The organism is Siphonobacter sp. BAB-5405 (assembly GCF_002872335.1).
Lineage (GTDB): Bacteria > Bacteroidota > Bacteroidia > Cytophagales > Spirosomataceae > Siphonobacter.
The window spans coordinates 214254-228899 of record NZ_NJAG01000007.1 but is presented as its reverse complement, the minus strand read 5'-3'; the positions used below and the strand labels follow the sequence as shown (position 1 = coordinate 228899).

12 protein-coding genes are annotated in these 14646 nt (G+C 48.8%); 11 read left to right on the top strand and 1 reads right to left on the bottom strand.

Features of this window, described 5'->3' with window-relative positions:
- Window positions 1-74 precede the first annotated feature (74 nt).
- The 3 genes from BWI97_RS07430 (at window position 75) to BWI97_RS07420 (ending at window position 1589) form a co-directional block, all read left to right on the top strand.
- Complete coding sequence (locus BWI97_RS07430) at window positions 75-620, top strand: hypothetical protein (protein ID WP_102200567.1); 546 nt, start codon at window positions 75-77, stop codon at window positions 618-620.
- 28 nt (window positions 621-648) lie between these two features.
- Window positions 649-978, top strand: coding sequence for a hypothetical protein (locus tag BWI97_RS27625; RefSeq protein ID WP_158242710.1), 330 nt, complete (start codon window positions 649-651; stop codon window positions 976-978).
- Window positions 979-1145: 167 nt separating this feature from the next.
- Entirely contained in the window at window positions 1146-1589 is a 444-nt protein-coding gene (locus BWI97_RS07420) for a response regulator (protein WP_102200566.1), read from the top strand.
- A 54-nt stretch (window positions 1590-1643) separates the two neighbouring features.
- Here BWI97_RS07420 and BWI97_RS07415 read toward each other — a convergent pair whose 3' ends face one another.
- Window positions 1644-2495, bottom strand: a complete 852-nt coding sequence (locus tag BWI97_RS07415; protein ID WP_102200565.1) for an SDR family oxidoreductase — start codon at window positions 2493-2495, stop codon at window positions 1644-1646.
- A 268-nt stretch (window positions 2496-2763) separates the two neighbouring features.
- On the opposite strand from BWI97_RS07415, the gene BWI97_RS07410 reads away from it, so the two are divergent.
- The 8 genes from BWI97_RS07410 (at window position 2764) to BWI97_RS07375 (ending at window position 14203) form a co-directional block, all read left to right on the top strand.
- The gene (locus BWI97_RS07410) at window positions 2764-5025 is read left to right on the top strand and encodes a glycosyltransferase family 4 protein (RefSeq protein ID WP_094811018.1); all 2262 of its coding nucleotides are present in this window, start codon (window positions 2764-2766) and stop codon (window positions 5023-5025) included.
- 106 nt (window positions 5026-5131) lie between these two features.
- Complete coding sequence (locus tag BWI97_RS07405; RefSeq protein WP_102200564.1) at window positions 5132-6625, top strand: glycoside hydrolase family 130 protein; 1494 nt, start codon at window positions 5132-5134, stop codon at window positions 6623-6625.
- Window positions 6626-6768: 143 nt separating this feature from the next.
- A complete protein-coding gene (locus BWI97_RS07400; protein ID WP_102200563.1) occupies window positions 6769-7173 on the top strand; it encodes a hypothetical protein in 405 nt (134 codons plus the stop codon).
- Window positions 7174-7323: 150 nt separating this feature from the next.
- The gene (locus tag BWI97_RS07395) at window positions 7324-7803 is read left to right on the top strand and encodes a MarR family winged helix-turn-helix transcriptional regulator (RefSeq protein ID WP_158242709.1); all 480 of its coding nucleotides are present in this window, start codon (window positions 7324-7326) and stop codon (window positions 7801-7803) included.
- A gap of 38 nt (window positions 7804-7841) precedes the next feature.
- A complete protein-coding gene (locus tag BWI97_RS07390; protein ID WP_102200562.1) occupies window positions 7842-9182 on the top strand; it encodes a TolC family protein in 1341 nt (446 codons plus the stop codon).
- A gap of 18 nt (window positions 9183-9200) precedes the next feature.
- The gene (locus tag BWI97_RS07385) at window positions 9201-10256 is read left to right on the top strand and encodes an efflux RND transporter periplasmic adaptor subunit (RefSeq protein WP_102200561.1); all 1056 of its coding nucleotides are present in this window, start codon (window positions 9201-9203) and stop codon (window positions 10254-10256) included.
- A gap of 92 nt (window positions 10257-10348) precedes the next feature.
- Entirely contained in the window at window positions 10349-13501 is a 3153-nt protein-coding gene (locus tag BWI97_RS07380; RefSeq protein WP_102200560.1) for an efflux RND transporter permease subunit, read from the top strand.
- A gap of 174 nt (window positions 13502-13675) precedes the next feature.
- The gene (locus BWI97_RS07375; protein ID WP_094810831.1) at window positions 13676-14203 is read left to right on the top strand and encodes a ferritin-like domain-containing protein; all 528 of its coding nucleotides are present in this window, start codon (window positions 13676-13678) and stop codon (window positions 14201-14203) included.
- Window positions 14204-14646 lie beyond the last annotated feature (443 nt).

Genomic DNA, 14646 nt, shown 5'->3' with positions numbered 1-14646 from the left:
CCTTTTGAGGCACGATTGGTACAAATTTTTCTGTGTCTGAAGAAAAAATAAGGCATATGGCAGAACGAACACCAATGATACTGGAAGAATCGGCTCAGCGATTTGGCTTCAGTTTGCCGGTCGTACAACATATCTGGGATGGATTAGTACGCTCGCAGGGCAAACAGGTACAATTTAGCTCACCCGAACTGGGCGGTCAGGGTCAATGGCAACATGGAATGCTCATGATCGGTGACTGGAACAATCATACGCTGAAAGCCCGCGTAACCGAATTAATCGAACAACTGGCTCCACTGGCGGCTCAGTCGTCCGCCTATGCCGAAGTGTCTGCCGCTCAGGCCTACGCCCGCCAGGAACAACCCCTGGGAGCAACGGAAGAGGCAGAGACAACCGAGCCCGAAAAGACACTCACGGGTGGCTGGCAAGGAACACAAAACGGAATTTCCTACGTATTTTATCCTGAACAATCCTTACTGGCTCTGAACTCCGGTGAACGATATAGTACCGCACCCTATTTTGTGCTGGGGATGGGACAGAGTCAGCAGCAGGGTCGTAATACGTTAGTGCTCCTGACCGATCAGGGGGAAATTGCCGTAGACCAGCTTACTCGCATCGAATAAATTATCAACTTTCTAAACATACACAGCTATGATTAATCCTAATGAGGCCATCGAAGAAGACGTTCGAGCGTCCCTGGCTCCCGATCCAGATGAAGATGAACTGGACGAAAATGTTGAAGATCTGGACGATGAGGAGTACGAAGAGGAAGATCTGACAGTATACGATGATGAGGACGAAGAGCTTACGGAAGAGCAAGAGCCCGTCATCGACGAGGATTTTTCAACCGATTCGGATATTGTCATCGGCGATGACGAACTCGACGAAATTCAGCAACTGGATACGCGTGAAAATGGAATCATGAAGCCGTATCCGTCGCATGAGATGTACGGAGACAACACACGTACAAACACCAATTAGTCTGACGTACGTACAGGCGATTACGGTAGTGCAAAATCCGGTCTGGCGGCCGGATTTTATTTTTGTACGCTTCCTAAACAGTTTTGTGCAGCGATTAGTTAAAATTCCACTAGTGCCCTTTTTATGGATCGATAGGGGATGACTAGCGAATTAGCGATCCTTTCCGCATGAAAAAACCTCTGGATTTCGTTTTGCTGATGGCAGATGACGATTCCGACGATCAGGATTTATTTAAAGATGCTCTGGAAGAGTACTATCATCCTGTTAAACTACGATTTGTGGCGGATGGAGAAGAATGTTGCGATTATCTCAAACGAAGAGGTCGATACGCAGATCCTGAATCAAGTCCTCGGCCCGGGTTGATTCTGCTGGATCTGAATATGCCTCGCAAGAGTGGGAAGGAGGTTTTATCCGAAATAAAAGCGGATGATTCGTTAAAATCCATTCCAGTAATTGTCTTTACTACCTCACGTTCGCCTTTTGATATTCAGGAATCCTACCAGCTTGGCTCCAACTCATATCTGGTAAAACCCAATACGTACCGCGAAACGCTCGATCTGATTCAGCAACTGGCCAGTTTCTGGTTTAATGCCGCCGAATTACCCGAGTAACGAAAAAGGGAAGTGCGATTCGAATCGCACTTCCCTTTTTCGTTAAGATGCTTTTTAGGCATTAATGACCGTACCGCCGTTCGGGTGCAGGGTTTGTCCTGTAATGTAGCTAGCGTCTTCCGAGGCCAGAAATACGTAACAGGGGCCTACCTCACAGGGTTGACCGGCCCGCTTCAGGGGTACATCCTTGCCAAACGCTTCCACTTTTTCGGCTGGGAAGGTGGCGGGAATCAGTGGCGTCCAGATGGGACCGGGAGCCACCGCGTTTACCCGAATTCCTTTTTCAGCCAGTTGTTCGGACAGTGAACGCGTAAAAGCCGTAATGGCTCCTTTCGTTGAGGCATAGTCAACCAGGGAAGGGCTACCCCGGAACGCAGTTACAGAAGTCGTATTGACGATACTGTCTCCTTCTTTCAAATGGGGCAGAGTGGCCCAGGTAAAATGGAAAAAGGAAAAAATATTGGTACGGAACGTGTTTTCCAGTTCCGCCTGCGTGAGGTCTTCGAAGGATTCGTGTGGGTGTTGTTCTGCTGCGTTATTGACCAGTATATTCAGTTGGCCCAGATGCTGAACCGTCTTCTCAACCGCCGCTTTGCAGAACTCGGGATGCTGGATATTCCCCTGAATGAGTAGACACTGTACGCCCTCGGCTTCAACGAGTTTGCGGGTATCGTACGCATCTTCATTTTCTTCCAGATAAACGATGGCTACGTCGGCTCCCTCGCGGGCAAAGTGAACGGCTACCGACCGGCCAATCCCACTATCGCCACCCGTGATCAGGGCTACTTTGCCGCGTAACTTGTCAGCACCCTTGTAGGAGTCCCGAATGAAGATGGGTTGGGGGTGCATATCGGCTTCAATACCGGGCTGATGCGGCTGGGTTTGGGCTGGTGTTGGTGTTTGCATAGTTGGATTATCTTTTGGTTGGTCGCATGAATTGCAAAAAAATGATACCTCAGTTTGTACTTAACAAAGGTGAAGTGAGGATTGGTAATCGGGGAAAAATTGCCACAATTTCATAATGACCTTTCAGAAGTACCCGCAAATTGCCTGAAAAGTGTTTTGGTACTAGGTTTTTGTTAAAAGGGTAGGACTTTTGAGTCCTGTTGAACGAGACGAGGAAAAGATTCACTTGTATATAAAGACCAGTCGTATGAACACCAATGAGCTTTTTATGAAATTAATCGATACTCTACCTGTACGCCGTATTGCTTTCCTGGGTGATTATTTACCGCGTCAATGTGGTATTGCTACGTTTACGCACGATTTACGTACCCACTTTCAGGAACGATACGCGGATCTTGATACGTTCGTGGTAGCGGTTGAAGACCGTCCGGGAGAATACGATTACCCTTCAGAAGTTCGCTATACCTTTGATCAGAACAGTCGTTCAGCGTACGTACAAACGGCTCGCTACCTGAATGAGTCGGGAGTTGAGGTGGTGTGCATGCAACATGAGTATGGGATTTACGGTGGCAATTCGGGTGAGTATGTGATTGATCTGCTTGATCGGCTGAAAATGCCCGTGATTACAACCTTCCATACCATTCTGGAAAAACCTTCACCCGATCAGGATCGGATTTTACGGGCGATCGCTGACCGTTCTGCCTTTGTAGTGGTGATGTCGGAGCGTGGACGCCAGTTCCTGGAAAATATCTATGAAATCGAGCCCGAAAAAATTGTAGTCATTCCGCACGGCATTCCAGATGTTGCCTTTACCAATCCGGATGAAGCCAAGGCAGGTTTTGGACTGGATGGCAAAAAAGTAGTACTCACCTTTGGATTGATCTCTCCCAACAAGGGTATCGAAACCGCTATTTCAGCATTGCCTGAGGTAGTGAAGAAACATCCGGATTTGCGATATGTTGTACTCGGAGCTACGCACCCTAACCTGATTCGTGAACACGGCGAAGCGTATCGGACTAGCCTGGTTCGTTTGGCTGAAGAATTAGGCGTAGCCGAACACGTACAATTCCATAATCGATTCGTCGAAAAAGAAGATTTGCTTCAGTACCTGCAAATGGCTGATGTCTATCTGACTCCGTATTTGAATGCGGCTCAGATCACTTCCGGTACGCTGGCTTATTCCGTAGGAAGTGGAAAAGCTGTAGTATCGACACCATACTGGCACGCGGAGGAATTACTAGCCGATGGACGGGGTGTACTGGTACCTTTTGGTTCCTCAGAGGCCATCGCAGAAGCGTTAATTCATTTGTTCGATGAGCCAGACTACCGGAATAAACTTCGCAATGAAGCCTATCAATACAGTCGGCAGATGGTATGGCATGAAACCGTTGGTTCGTACCACAGACTCTTCGGTTATAGCGTAACCAACCGACTCGATCTGAATGCTGATGCCTTACCAACGTTAAAGCTGGATCACTTATACCGACTGACTGATTCCACGGGAATCATTCAGCACGCCCGGTACACCTTACCGCACCGCGAAGAAGGCTATTGTACGGACGATAACGCCCGGGCTTTACTATTGGCTTCGTGGCTCGATACGGACGGTGAAATCGTAGATGCCCGAATTCCGTGGATGATTGACGTGTTTGCATCATTCCTGAATCATGCCTTCGATCCGCAGGTAGGCCGCTTCCGCAACTTCATGTCTTATGGACGCGAGTGGCTGGAAAGCTTCGGGTCGGATGATAGTCACGGTCGGGCCATCTGGGCTTTGGGTGGATTAATCGCCCGGACCCGTCGTCCCGACCTGCGGGCCTGGGCTCAGGATTTATTCAACCGTTCAATTGATAAAGTACTCGAGATGACGTCGCCCCGGAGCTGGGCCTTCACTATGCTGGGTCTTTCGGAGTTTTTACACCGCTATCCGGGCGACCGTCATAAGCAGGAACTCCGTCGAGAATTGGGTGATCGGCTATGTGCCTTATTACGCCAAACGGCTCGTCCGTACTGGTATTGGTTCGAACCTATTTTGACGTACGATAACGCCCGTTTATCCCAGGCTTTACTTTGCTCAGACGTACCCGAGCATCAACTGGTAGGTTTGCATACACTGGAATGGCTTCGGGATGTGCAGACAGCCCCCGAGGGACACTTCCGGGCGATTGGTTCTGAAGGATTTTATCCCATGGGTAGTGAGCCTGCCGTATATGATCAGCAACCCCTGGAGGCCGCCGCTTCCATTGGAGCTTATCTGGCAGCGTATGCCTACTCGGGTCTTGACATCTGGCGGGAGGCTGCCGATACCGCTTTTGCCTGGTATTTAGGCAAAAACGATACGGGACTTGCGTTGTATGACGAGTCTTCAGGAGGATGTTACGATGGCTTACAACCACATTCGGTGAACTATAATCAGGGAGCTGAATCCTGTCTGGCTTATCTGATGGCACGTGCCGAAATTCGTGCCGCTCAGGTTCAACAGCAGACAAGCCAAAAGAAAAGCGAAAAAAATTCAGTGAAAGCTAAATAGCGATCGTTACCCGACCGTTAGTTCTTGAACTTTTCTTGTTCTCAATTTTGGCTTTTCTCAGGAAAAGTTCAGAGTTGAGAACATTCACTTTAATTGTCTCCATGACATGAGCGAATCTTTGTTAAACGTAGAACGTTATCCCCTGATCATAAAACCGGACACGCACCGGGTACTATTCCGCCCTTTTCATTTAGGAAATGAACGCATGGTACTGATCGTCAATCGTTTACTAACGCTAACCGAAGAAGAAGTAGAACAGGAGCTGGCTCAGGTTTTTCAGGAATTCCGCCACCGGCACCAGGCAGTCGAAGCTTATCTGGACCGCCGGGCCAAAGAGATTCTTTCTTTTTTCAATTTGCCGAAGGAATTAAGCCCCTTACATCAATTACTGGTTGGAGCTTATTTCACGCACGAATACGCCCTGGAAGCCGCCGCTCTGTTTAATCCTTCAATCGTCTGGCACCCCGATCAGACCAATCTTCCCGAAGGTTGCCGCCGATTTATTATCAGTTTACGAGCTACGGGCGAAGGTCATATCTCGTCCATTGTTTTCCGTTCCGGATTTGTCGATCAGAACTGCGGTATCTGGCTGGATGGCCACTCGCGGTACGTAACGCCGCCTAATTCCTACACGGAAGCCCATCTGACGCTGGATGTATTCAAAAAGAAAATTCATGAACTAGGGCTGGATGATGGCTTTGCCAGTAGCATTGCCAGTCGCCTGCCTGAGGAAGTCTCGTATTCGGATGTGTACCCGGTTGTGAAAGAAGACCCCAACTATCCGTCTCACCGCGTAGCGGGGGATGGGATATTGGCGTTGATGAAAGCCAACTATGAAGTACATTACAGCGATGACCGGGCCCTCAGTGAGCGAATTCTGTTCCCTTATTCTCCGAATGAAATGAACGGGATGGAAGACGCCCGTTTCGTGGAGTTCATGGAAGATGATGGCAGCAAAGTCTATTACGCAACCTATACCGCATACAATGGACGGGTCATTTTCCCGCAGTTACTCGAAACGCGAGATTTTATGGACTTTCGGGTGAAAACCATGGCTGGTGATGTAGTCAAGAATAAGGGAATGGCTCTGTTCCCCCGCAAAATCAATGGTAAGTACGTGATGCTGGGTCGTCAGGATGGAGAAAACATCTATCTGATGGAAACAGACAATCTGTACTTCTGGGAAACGAGTCAATTGCTGCTGGCTCCCAAGTATCCCTGGGAGTTCGTACAGTTGGGTAACTGCGGTTCACCCATCGAAACGCCTGAAGGCTGGCTGGTACTCAGTCATGGGGTAGGAGCCATGCGGAAATACTGTATCGGCGTCTTTTTGCTGGATCTGGACAATCCCCAGAAAGTGCTGGCCCGACTGCCGTATCCGATTCTTACACCCGAAGGGGAAGAACGGGAAGGGTACGTACCCAACGTAGTATACACCTGCGGAGCAGTCATTCATGCTGACCGTTTACTAATTCCCTACGCCATGTCTGACTATTCAACGGGCTTTGCCACCATTGCCATGGAAGACCTGATGGAAGCCTTGCGGAAAGAAATTGCATTGGGGAAAAATGCGGAAGTAGCTGAGTTTCAGGAAAAATAAGTGGGGCATAGTTTCCCAATTTTTAGTGAAAATTTCCTGATTTCCCGAACGGCACACTTTTCCTATACTACTTGACTAGAAGAATCCGTCATTCCAAAATCTCGTATCCTATGGGTAGTGTTGCACCTAACGAACTTCAAGTAATGCTTCAGCAATTGGGACAACTGCTACGGGTCGCCCGCAGCTGTCAACCCAACTTTGCTCACCTGAGCCTGGGAGCCAAAATGCCACGTTTGCGTAATCGCCTGATGCGAATCAACCAGGAAAATGGTTCGCTGGCTGATGAATTGAATATGTATACACGGCAATATGGTCGTCGGGAGGAAGAGACAAATCAAGCAGAATTGTATCCAACCTCGAATCAGATGGACTGGAACGAAGAACTGGAAGTTTGTGAACGTGGTACCGTTTCCCTGATGGATGCGTTTGAATCCGTTATGCAACATCGCTGCCTGATGGCATTTCCTGAATTGTACAAGAATCTCCATCAGCACCGTGAACAAGCCTCCGATAATTTAAACTGGTTACGTACGATGCGTACGGCTTAGTCAGTCACTTCAATAGATCAGTACAAAACCTGCTCATGGCGTTCATGAGCAGGTTTTTTTATGCCTAAAAAAAGGGATGGCCGGTGGAAACATTTTATCAACGGTATTGGTTGATATGTAAACGAATATTAGTTTTGCAGCATGAATTCCATGAAAGACGAATATGAACTGACGGACAAGGCTCTACTGGAACGAATCAAAAAGCTGTTTGTCGTCAACATACTGGGCCTCTCTCATCTGATTGTCCGTGACACCAATCGAGGCTTACTCAAGTTAGGTTACGCTTTACAGATTGAACAAATTCGGATTTTAATTACGCTGTATGTATTGAAAAATCCTCCTTCGCAACAGGACATTGCGAATATGTTGCAGAAGAATAAGGCTGGTATTCAGCGTTCTATACAGACTTTGCAGCGAGATGGCTATCTCAGAAGTACAACTGATGATCAGGACAAGCGAAAAAACGTAGTGGTGTTAACACCCGCGGGCAAGCTGGTCGCTGAAAAAGCAATCGAGTCGCTGGAGCAGATGAACACCCAGATTGAGAAACATTTCGACGAAGCCGAGATTGCCCTGCTCCTGAAGATCCGTAGTAAAATCGATGAGCTGGCTCAGCAGAATGAAAAGTAATCTTCCTATTTGAATTTATTGACATATCAACAGTATCCATGAAAACGAACTCTTTTTTGATTGCAATGCTGATGGCGGTTCTGCCTTCACTCAGCAAAGCTCAAAATGCTCAGCCCGGATGGACCTTAAAGCAATGTATTGAATACGGTCTCAAAAATTACGGTGGCGTACGGCTGGCCCAGTATCAGGTTGAAACGGCTAATCAGCAGGCTCGCGAAGCCATCTCACAGTACCTGCCGCAGGTTACGGGCTCTGGTAACTTTACGGACAACATCAAGCTACAGCGAAGTGTAATTCCGGCCAATACCTTTGGTAACCCCGAACCCCTGACGATCGCTTTTGGGCAGAAGTACCAGACGAATGTGGCGGCTCAGGCAACGCAGACCATCTACGATAAGACGCTGTTGCTGGGTATTAAAGCGAACGAACCGAATAAGAAACTGGCTGAACTTAATACCCGTCAGACTCAGGAGGACATCGTATACAACGTGGCCAAGAATTATTACCAGGTATTCGTTTCGCAGCAGCAGATTGCTCTGCTGAAAGATAACATGGCCCGTACACAACAGGTGTTAGCGATTCTGAAACTGCAGCGGGACAACGGTGTTATTCAACCCGTGGATTATACGAATACGGAAGTAAGCTACAACAATGCTCGTTCACAATTAGTATTGGCCGAAAACTCGCTGGAGCTGGCCTTGAATCAGCTGAAGTTTCAGATGGGCGTATCGCAGGATCAGCCGCTGACGCTGAGCGATTCGAACATTGTCAAGCAATTGCCTAAAGTACAGAAGCAGGATTTCGATTACCACAATCTGGTCAGTTTCCAGCAAGGTGAGCGGAATCTGGATTTGCAACGCATCAATATGGAACGGACGAAAGCGGGTTATCTGCCCACACTGTCGGCTAACGCCAGTTACGGTACGCTTTCTTTCTCGAATCAATTCAGTGGGGCGTTTCAGAATTTCCTCGGTTTTGGTACGGTAGGCCTGCGATTGAATCTTCCCATTTTTGACGGTTTCCGTCGGGATGCCCAGTATCAGCAAAATAAACTGACGGTACTCACGCAGGAAGAGCAGCAACGACTGAATACAGAGTCCTTCAAGTTACAGTACAACAATGCGGAATCGCAACTGGTACGAGCCAAAACGAATACGGAAAACGATGATCGGACGGTGAAACTGGCCCAGGAAGTATACGACATTACGACCCTGCAATACAAACAGGGTACGAAAAGTCTGACGGACCTGCTGAACGCTGATAAGTCGTACCGCGAGGCTCAGTCTAACTACATCAATTCACTCATTAACTATTACCAGGCTCAGCTGGATCTGGAACAATCGCAGGGTACACTCCTGAATTTCTATAATCAACTTTAGACGTCTTTCCCTAGAACCATGAAACGTACTACAATAATTATCATTCTAGCGTTGGTTGCCATTCTTGGTTTAATCGGCTTCCAGCTAGCGTCGAACAAGAAGAAGCTCGATGAAAAGAATCAAGTGCCCACCACGACCAATGTCCAGATTCCGGTAACGGTAGCGACGGTACAGGAGGGCGACGTATCGCAGCAACTCGTGAAAACGGGGAACCTGATTCCCTTCCGGGAGGCGGACATTATGGCCACTGCCGCGGGTAAAGTATTGAAAGTGAATTTTGAACTGGGTACAGCCGTCCGGCAGGGAGCGACGCTGGTACAGGTGGACAATGAGCTGAAAGCGTTATCGCTGGAAGCTACGCAACTGAACATCGATAAGTTGAAGAAAGACGTAAACCGCTATAACACCCTGTACGCCGGTAACGCTGCTACGGAATTGCAGGTAAACGACACGAAGTACAATTACGACAACGCGGTAAACCAGGCTCAGCAAATCAAAAAACAGATTTCGGACGCAACCATCAAAGCTCCCATTAGCGGACGGGTCGTAAGGAAAAATGTAGAAGCGGGTGAATACGTCAACGTAGGTACGGTACTGGGTACGGTGCTAGATATTAACCGTTTAAAAGTACAGGTGCTGGTGAACGAAAAAGACGTGTATACACTGAAAGAAGGTCACGCCGTGAAAGTAACGACGGATGTATTTCCCGACCGCACATTCAATGGTACGATCTCCTACATTGCTCCACAGGGAGATGAACAACACAACTATCCCGTAGAGATCACAATTCAGAACGGTAACCTTCTTAAAGCGGGTACGTTCGTGAACGTCGATTTCTCGCAGAAATCCAATCAGCGGGCCCTGCAGATTCCGCGTACGGCTCTGGTGGAAAGTGTGAAAAATCCTTACGTATACGTTGTAGAGGGACAGGTAGTAAAACAGCGTAAAATTCAGGTCGGCCGCGAACTGGGTGATTTCATCGAAGTATTGTCAGGCCTTAACGTCGGCGAAAAAGTAGTCACTACCGGCCAGATCAACCTGAGCGAAGGCACTGCCGTACAAGTCAATAAATAGTTTACAGTTTAGCGTTTTCAGTTTTCAATGGCTAACCATTGGAAGGGCAGAAAACTGAAAATCGTAAACTGAAAACAGTAAACTAAAAAGAAATGTCGATAACCGAAGTAGCCATAAAACGACCTCTGCTGGTGACTACCATCTTTACGGTACTCATCCTCTTTGGGGTCATCAGTTACCAGCAGTTGTCTTACAACCTGCTGCCTAAATTCGAGGCGAACGTCATCAGTGTTTCTACGGTATATCGGGGGGCTGCCGCCGATGAAGTGGAAACCAACGTGACCAAACGCATCGAAGACGCACTTTCTTCACTCGAAGGCCTTGATCGGATCAAATCTACTTCGCAGGAAGGGGTTTCCTCTGTCGTACTTCAGCTCAAAAACGGAGCCGACGTGAACCTGGCTCAACAGGATGCCCAGCGGAAAATCAACCAGATTCTCTCGCTGTTGCCCGAAGATGTGGACGATCCGATTATCAATAAATTCTCCACGGACGAATTACCCGTCCTCCGGATGGGGGTTACGGCCAAGTTGTCGCCCACGCAACTGTTCGATCTGCTGGACGAAAAACTCAAGCCCCAGCTTTCCAACGTAGCCGGGGTAGGTCAGATCAACCTGATTGGTGGTGCCGAACGAGAAATTCAGGTCAATGTCGATCCCGTGAAATTACGGGCCTATGGCATCTCCATCGGTCAGGTATCGCAGGCGGTTTACAACGCCAACGCCAGTTATCCGGCGGGTCAGATTGAAACGCAACAGTCGCAGTATTCCATTCACTTCGACGCCACGGTACAGTCGGTGGAAAAAATGCGTAACCTGATCATTGCTCGTCGACTCGCCAGCGGTAATACGCCCGGCGGTGGTGATGTATTGTTACGGGATGTTGCCGAAGTCGTGGACGGAACGGCCAAAGAAACGGCCATCAACCACATCAACGGTATTCCTTCCATCGGGGTGCAGGTACTGAAACAGAGTGATGCGAACGCCGTAGAAGTGAGTGAACTCGTACGCGAGCGAATCGGGGTACTGGAAAAACAGTACGCTTCCATCGGCCTTAAATTCAATATTGCGGCGGATCAGTCGGTGTATACGCTGGCTTCAGCTGAGGCCGTAGTGGACGATTTATTCCTGGCCGTGGCGATTGTATCGGTCGTGATGTTGCTGTTCCTGCACAGCTTCCGGTCGTCATTGTTCGTACTGGTGGCTCTGCCTTCGTCCATTGTGCCGACGTTTATGCTGATGTATCTGTCAGGATTCTCGCTGAACCTGATGACGCTGATGGCACTCTCGCTGGTGGTGGGTATCCTCGTCGATGACTCCATTGTAATTCTGGAGAACATTACCCGACACATGGAAATGGGTAAAGACCGACGACAGGCCGCTATCGACGGACGGAGCGAAATCGGGTTTACCGCCCTGGCCATTACCCTGGTGGACGTCGTGGTATTCGTACCGCTGGCCTTGACGGGTGGTTTGATCGGTAACATCCTCCGCGAATTCTCTCTGGTCGTTGTATTCTCGACGCTGATGAGTTTAGTGGTATCCTTTACCATTACGCCGTTGCTGGTATCGCGTTTCGGCAAGCTGGAGCACCTGAAAGAAAATACGCTCTGGGGTAAAATCAACCTCGGTTTTGAACGCTTCATCGACCGGATCATTGCTTATTACGGTGGTGTACTGCAAAAAGCCCTGGGTCACAAACGCTGGGTGTTTATCATCGTCATTCTGTTGTTTGTCGGTTCAATTGCACTGGTACCAGCGGGCTTTATTGGAGCGGCCTTCATGCCTCAATCCGATCAGGGGGAAATTGCCGTGCAATTGGAGTTAGCCCCAACTGCTTCCATTTACCAGACGAACGAAGCCGTACAGAAAGCCGAACAGATTCTGTTGAAACATCCCGGCGTAACGAACGTCTTCTCGAACGTAGGGTATACAAGTAACGCCCTATCCTCCACGTCAAACAGTAACCTGGCCGATATTAACGTCAAGCTGGTCGATAAAAAAGAGCGGACGTACACGACGGATGAGTTTGGGGTTGAAATCAAGAAAGAAATCGGCAAGGTTCCGGGGGTGAAAGTAACCGTAAGCCCCGTAGGTATTGTTGGTTCTTCCGAAGCTCCCATTCAGATTGCCGTGAAGGGTACCGATATGCCCTCCATCCGGAAAGCGGCCGCTCAGGTATTGAATATTGTAAAATCCACGCCGGGTACGCAGGATGTGAAGTATTCCGTGAAAGATCCAAAACCGGAAGTATCCATCAAACTGAATCGGGAGCGAATGGCCCAACTGGGTATCAATGCTTCGGACGTAGGAATGGCCCTGCAAACGGCTTTCCGGGGCGATGACCGGGCCAAGTTCAAACAGAACGGGAACGAGTACGATATTCTGGTCAATCTCGACCGATTCAACCGCAGTAGTGCGGATGACGTAGGAAACCTGCTGTTCGTCAACAACCAGGGACGTACCTTCCAGTTGTCGCAATTTGCTCAGGTAGACGAACGGATTGGAGAAAGTGTACTGGAACGGAACGACCGTCTGTCTTCGATTACCATCAACTCGCAGGTCGTCGGACGTCCGGTGGGTACGGTAGGGGCCGACATTCAGGCGAAAATGGCCAATGTCAAACTGGGTGAAGGAATCTCAGTTCAGTACCTCGGTCAGTTGCAACAGCAGTCCGATGCCTTCGGTAGTCTGGGACTGGCTCTGATCATGGCTATCCTGCTGGTGTACTTCATCATGGTGGCTCTGTACGAAAGCGTCGTGTATCCGTTCGTGGTATTGTTCTCGATTCCCGTCGCTCTGATTGGTGCCTTGCTGGCTCTGGCTCTGACGATGGAAAGCTTAACGGTATTCTCGATTGTAGGTATGATCATGCTGTTGGGTCTGGTCGCGAAAAACGCCATCCTGATCGTAGACTTTGCCAACCACCTGAAAGCCGAAGGAAAAGAAGTAGTTGCGGCTCTGGTGGAAGCGGGTAAGGAACGTCTTCGTCCGATTTTGATGACTACGCTGGCCATGATCTTCGGTATGTTGCCGATTGCATTAGCCAGTGGGGCAGGGGCCGAAACCAAAAATGGTATGGCCTGGGTCATCATTGGTGGTCTGACGAGTTCGCTGGTGCTGACGCTCTTCGTCGTACCTTCCGTATATCTGGTAGTAGACCGAATTATCGCTCGTTTTCAGAAAAAAGAACCCCGTCCGCAGAAGCCCGAAGAGCTTACCGTCTCACGGGCTATGAACGAGTAATGATCTGATTAACAATAGGTAACGGCTTTCCGGAATACATTCGGGAAGCCGTTTTTTTTGCTCCACACTTCTGGGGAAGCGGCTACTCGAAGGTGAGGCTGGCTTGCCCCTCCGCGGATTGGTATATGGTTTTCGTATATACGTAGCGTATAATCAACCCAAACGTATTTTATTATGGCAAGTCTTGCTAGTCTTTTTCAAATGGACAAGGCCGAGGGCCTTTCAGAACTATTCGTTGCTCAATTGAAAGATATTTATTGGGCTGAAAACAAACTGACGACGGCTCTTACCGAGATGGAAACCGCCGCGACGACGGATGAACTCAAAGGAGGTCTGCGTACGCACCTGGCCGAAACGGAAGGACAGATTCAGCGTCTGAATCAGGTATTCTCTTCGCTGGGTCTGGAAGCGGAAGGCGTAAAATGCCAGGCAATGGCCGGACTGGTAGACGAAGGCGAAGACATCGTTGCTGAAACGCAAAGTGGTAGTCTGACCCGTGACGCCGGTATCATTGCCGCCTGTCAGAAGGTAGAGCACTACGAAATTGCCAGCTACGGAACGCTGGTAGCCTGGGCGAAAATTCTAGGTTATGAAGAAGCCGCTCGTCTGCTCCATGCCAACCTGCAGGAAGAAGAAGCCACCGATCAGAAGTTAACGATGCTGGCGGAATCGTTCGTGAATACGACGGCTACGGCTGAGTAATAGAAATTGAGATTGAAAGGTGGATGTCCTTTTTTTGGAAGGCCCGCTTTTCCCAAACGAGAGGTCCGACACCTCTCGTTTTTTTTGTGCCTGTTCGTTCGGAAATAACTATACGTACCGCCGGGTTTTATGAGTTGTTAACTGGGAAACGAGATGAACAAACCCCGATTCCAAAGCCTTACATAGATTCACGCCCGAACGCTCACTCATCAGACCATCCACAAAGATCAATAGCTAAAGAGAGAAAAGCAGTCCAGTCAAAAAACGTATAACCAGCTATAAACAAAACCCTTACAATCCTTCCATGAAACCTCAAACACTACTTAAACTATTCCAAGCTCAAACTTCAAATTCCAGTAATCTCAAACCTCAAATCTCCTTCCCAATGGGCACATTTTTTTCTCAGCATAAAGCTTACTATCCAACTCACGTATAGCACGTAT

Coding starts and splice junctions, on each gene's coding strand:
- BWI97_RS07430 (WP_102200567.1), top strand. CDS start 75: ATGATACTGGAAGAATCGGCTCAGCGATTTGGCTTCAGTTTGCCGGTC.
- BWI97_RS27625 (WP_158242710.1), top strand. CDS start 649: ATGATTAATCCTAATGAGGCCATCGAAGAAGACGTTCGAGCGTCCCTG.
- BWI97_RS07420 (WP_102200566.1), top strand. CDS start 1,146: ATGAAAAAACCTCTGGATTTCGTTTTGCTGATGGCAGATGACGATTCC.
- BWI97_RS07415 (WP_102200565.1), bottom strand. CDS start 2,495: ATGCAAACACCAACACCAGCCCAAACCCAGCCGCATCAGCCCGGTATT.
- BWI97_RS07410 (WP_094811018.1), top strand. CDS start 2,764: ATGAAATTAATCGATACTCTACCTGTACGCCGTATTGCTTTCCTGGGT.
- BWI97_RS07405 (WP_102200564.1), top strand. CDS start 5,132: ATGAGCGAATCTTTGTTAAACGTAGAACGTTATCCCCTGATCATAAAA.
- BWI97_RS07400 (WP_102200563.1), top strand. CDS start 6,769: ATGCTTCAGCAATTGGGACAACTGCTACGGGTCGCCCGCAGCTGTCAA.
- BWI97_RS07395 (WP_158242709.1), top strand. CDS start 7,324: ATGAAAGACGAATATGAACTGACGGACAAGGCTCTACTGGAACGAATC.
- BWI97_RS07390 (WP_102200562.1), top strand. CDS start 7,842: ATGAAAACGAACTCTTTTTTGATTGCAATGCTGATGGCGGTTCTGCCT.
- BWI97_RS07385 (WP_102200561.1), top strand. CDS start 9,201: ATGAAACGTACTACAATAATTATCATTCTAGCGTTGGTTGCCATTCTT.
- BWI97_RS07380 (WP_102200560.1), top strand. CDS start 10,349: ATGTCGATAACCGAAGTAGCCATAAAACGACCTCTGCTGGTGACTACC.
- BWI97_RS07375 (WP_094810831.1), top strand. CDS start 13,676: ATGGCAAGTCTTGCTAGTCTTTTTCAAATGGACAAGGCCGAGGGCCTT.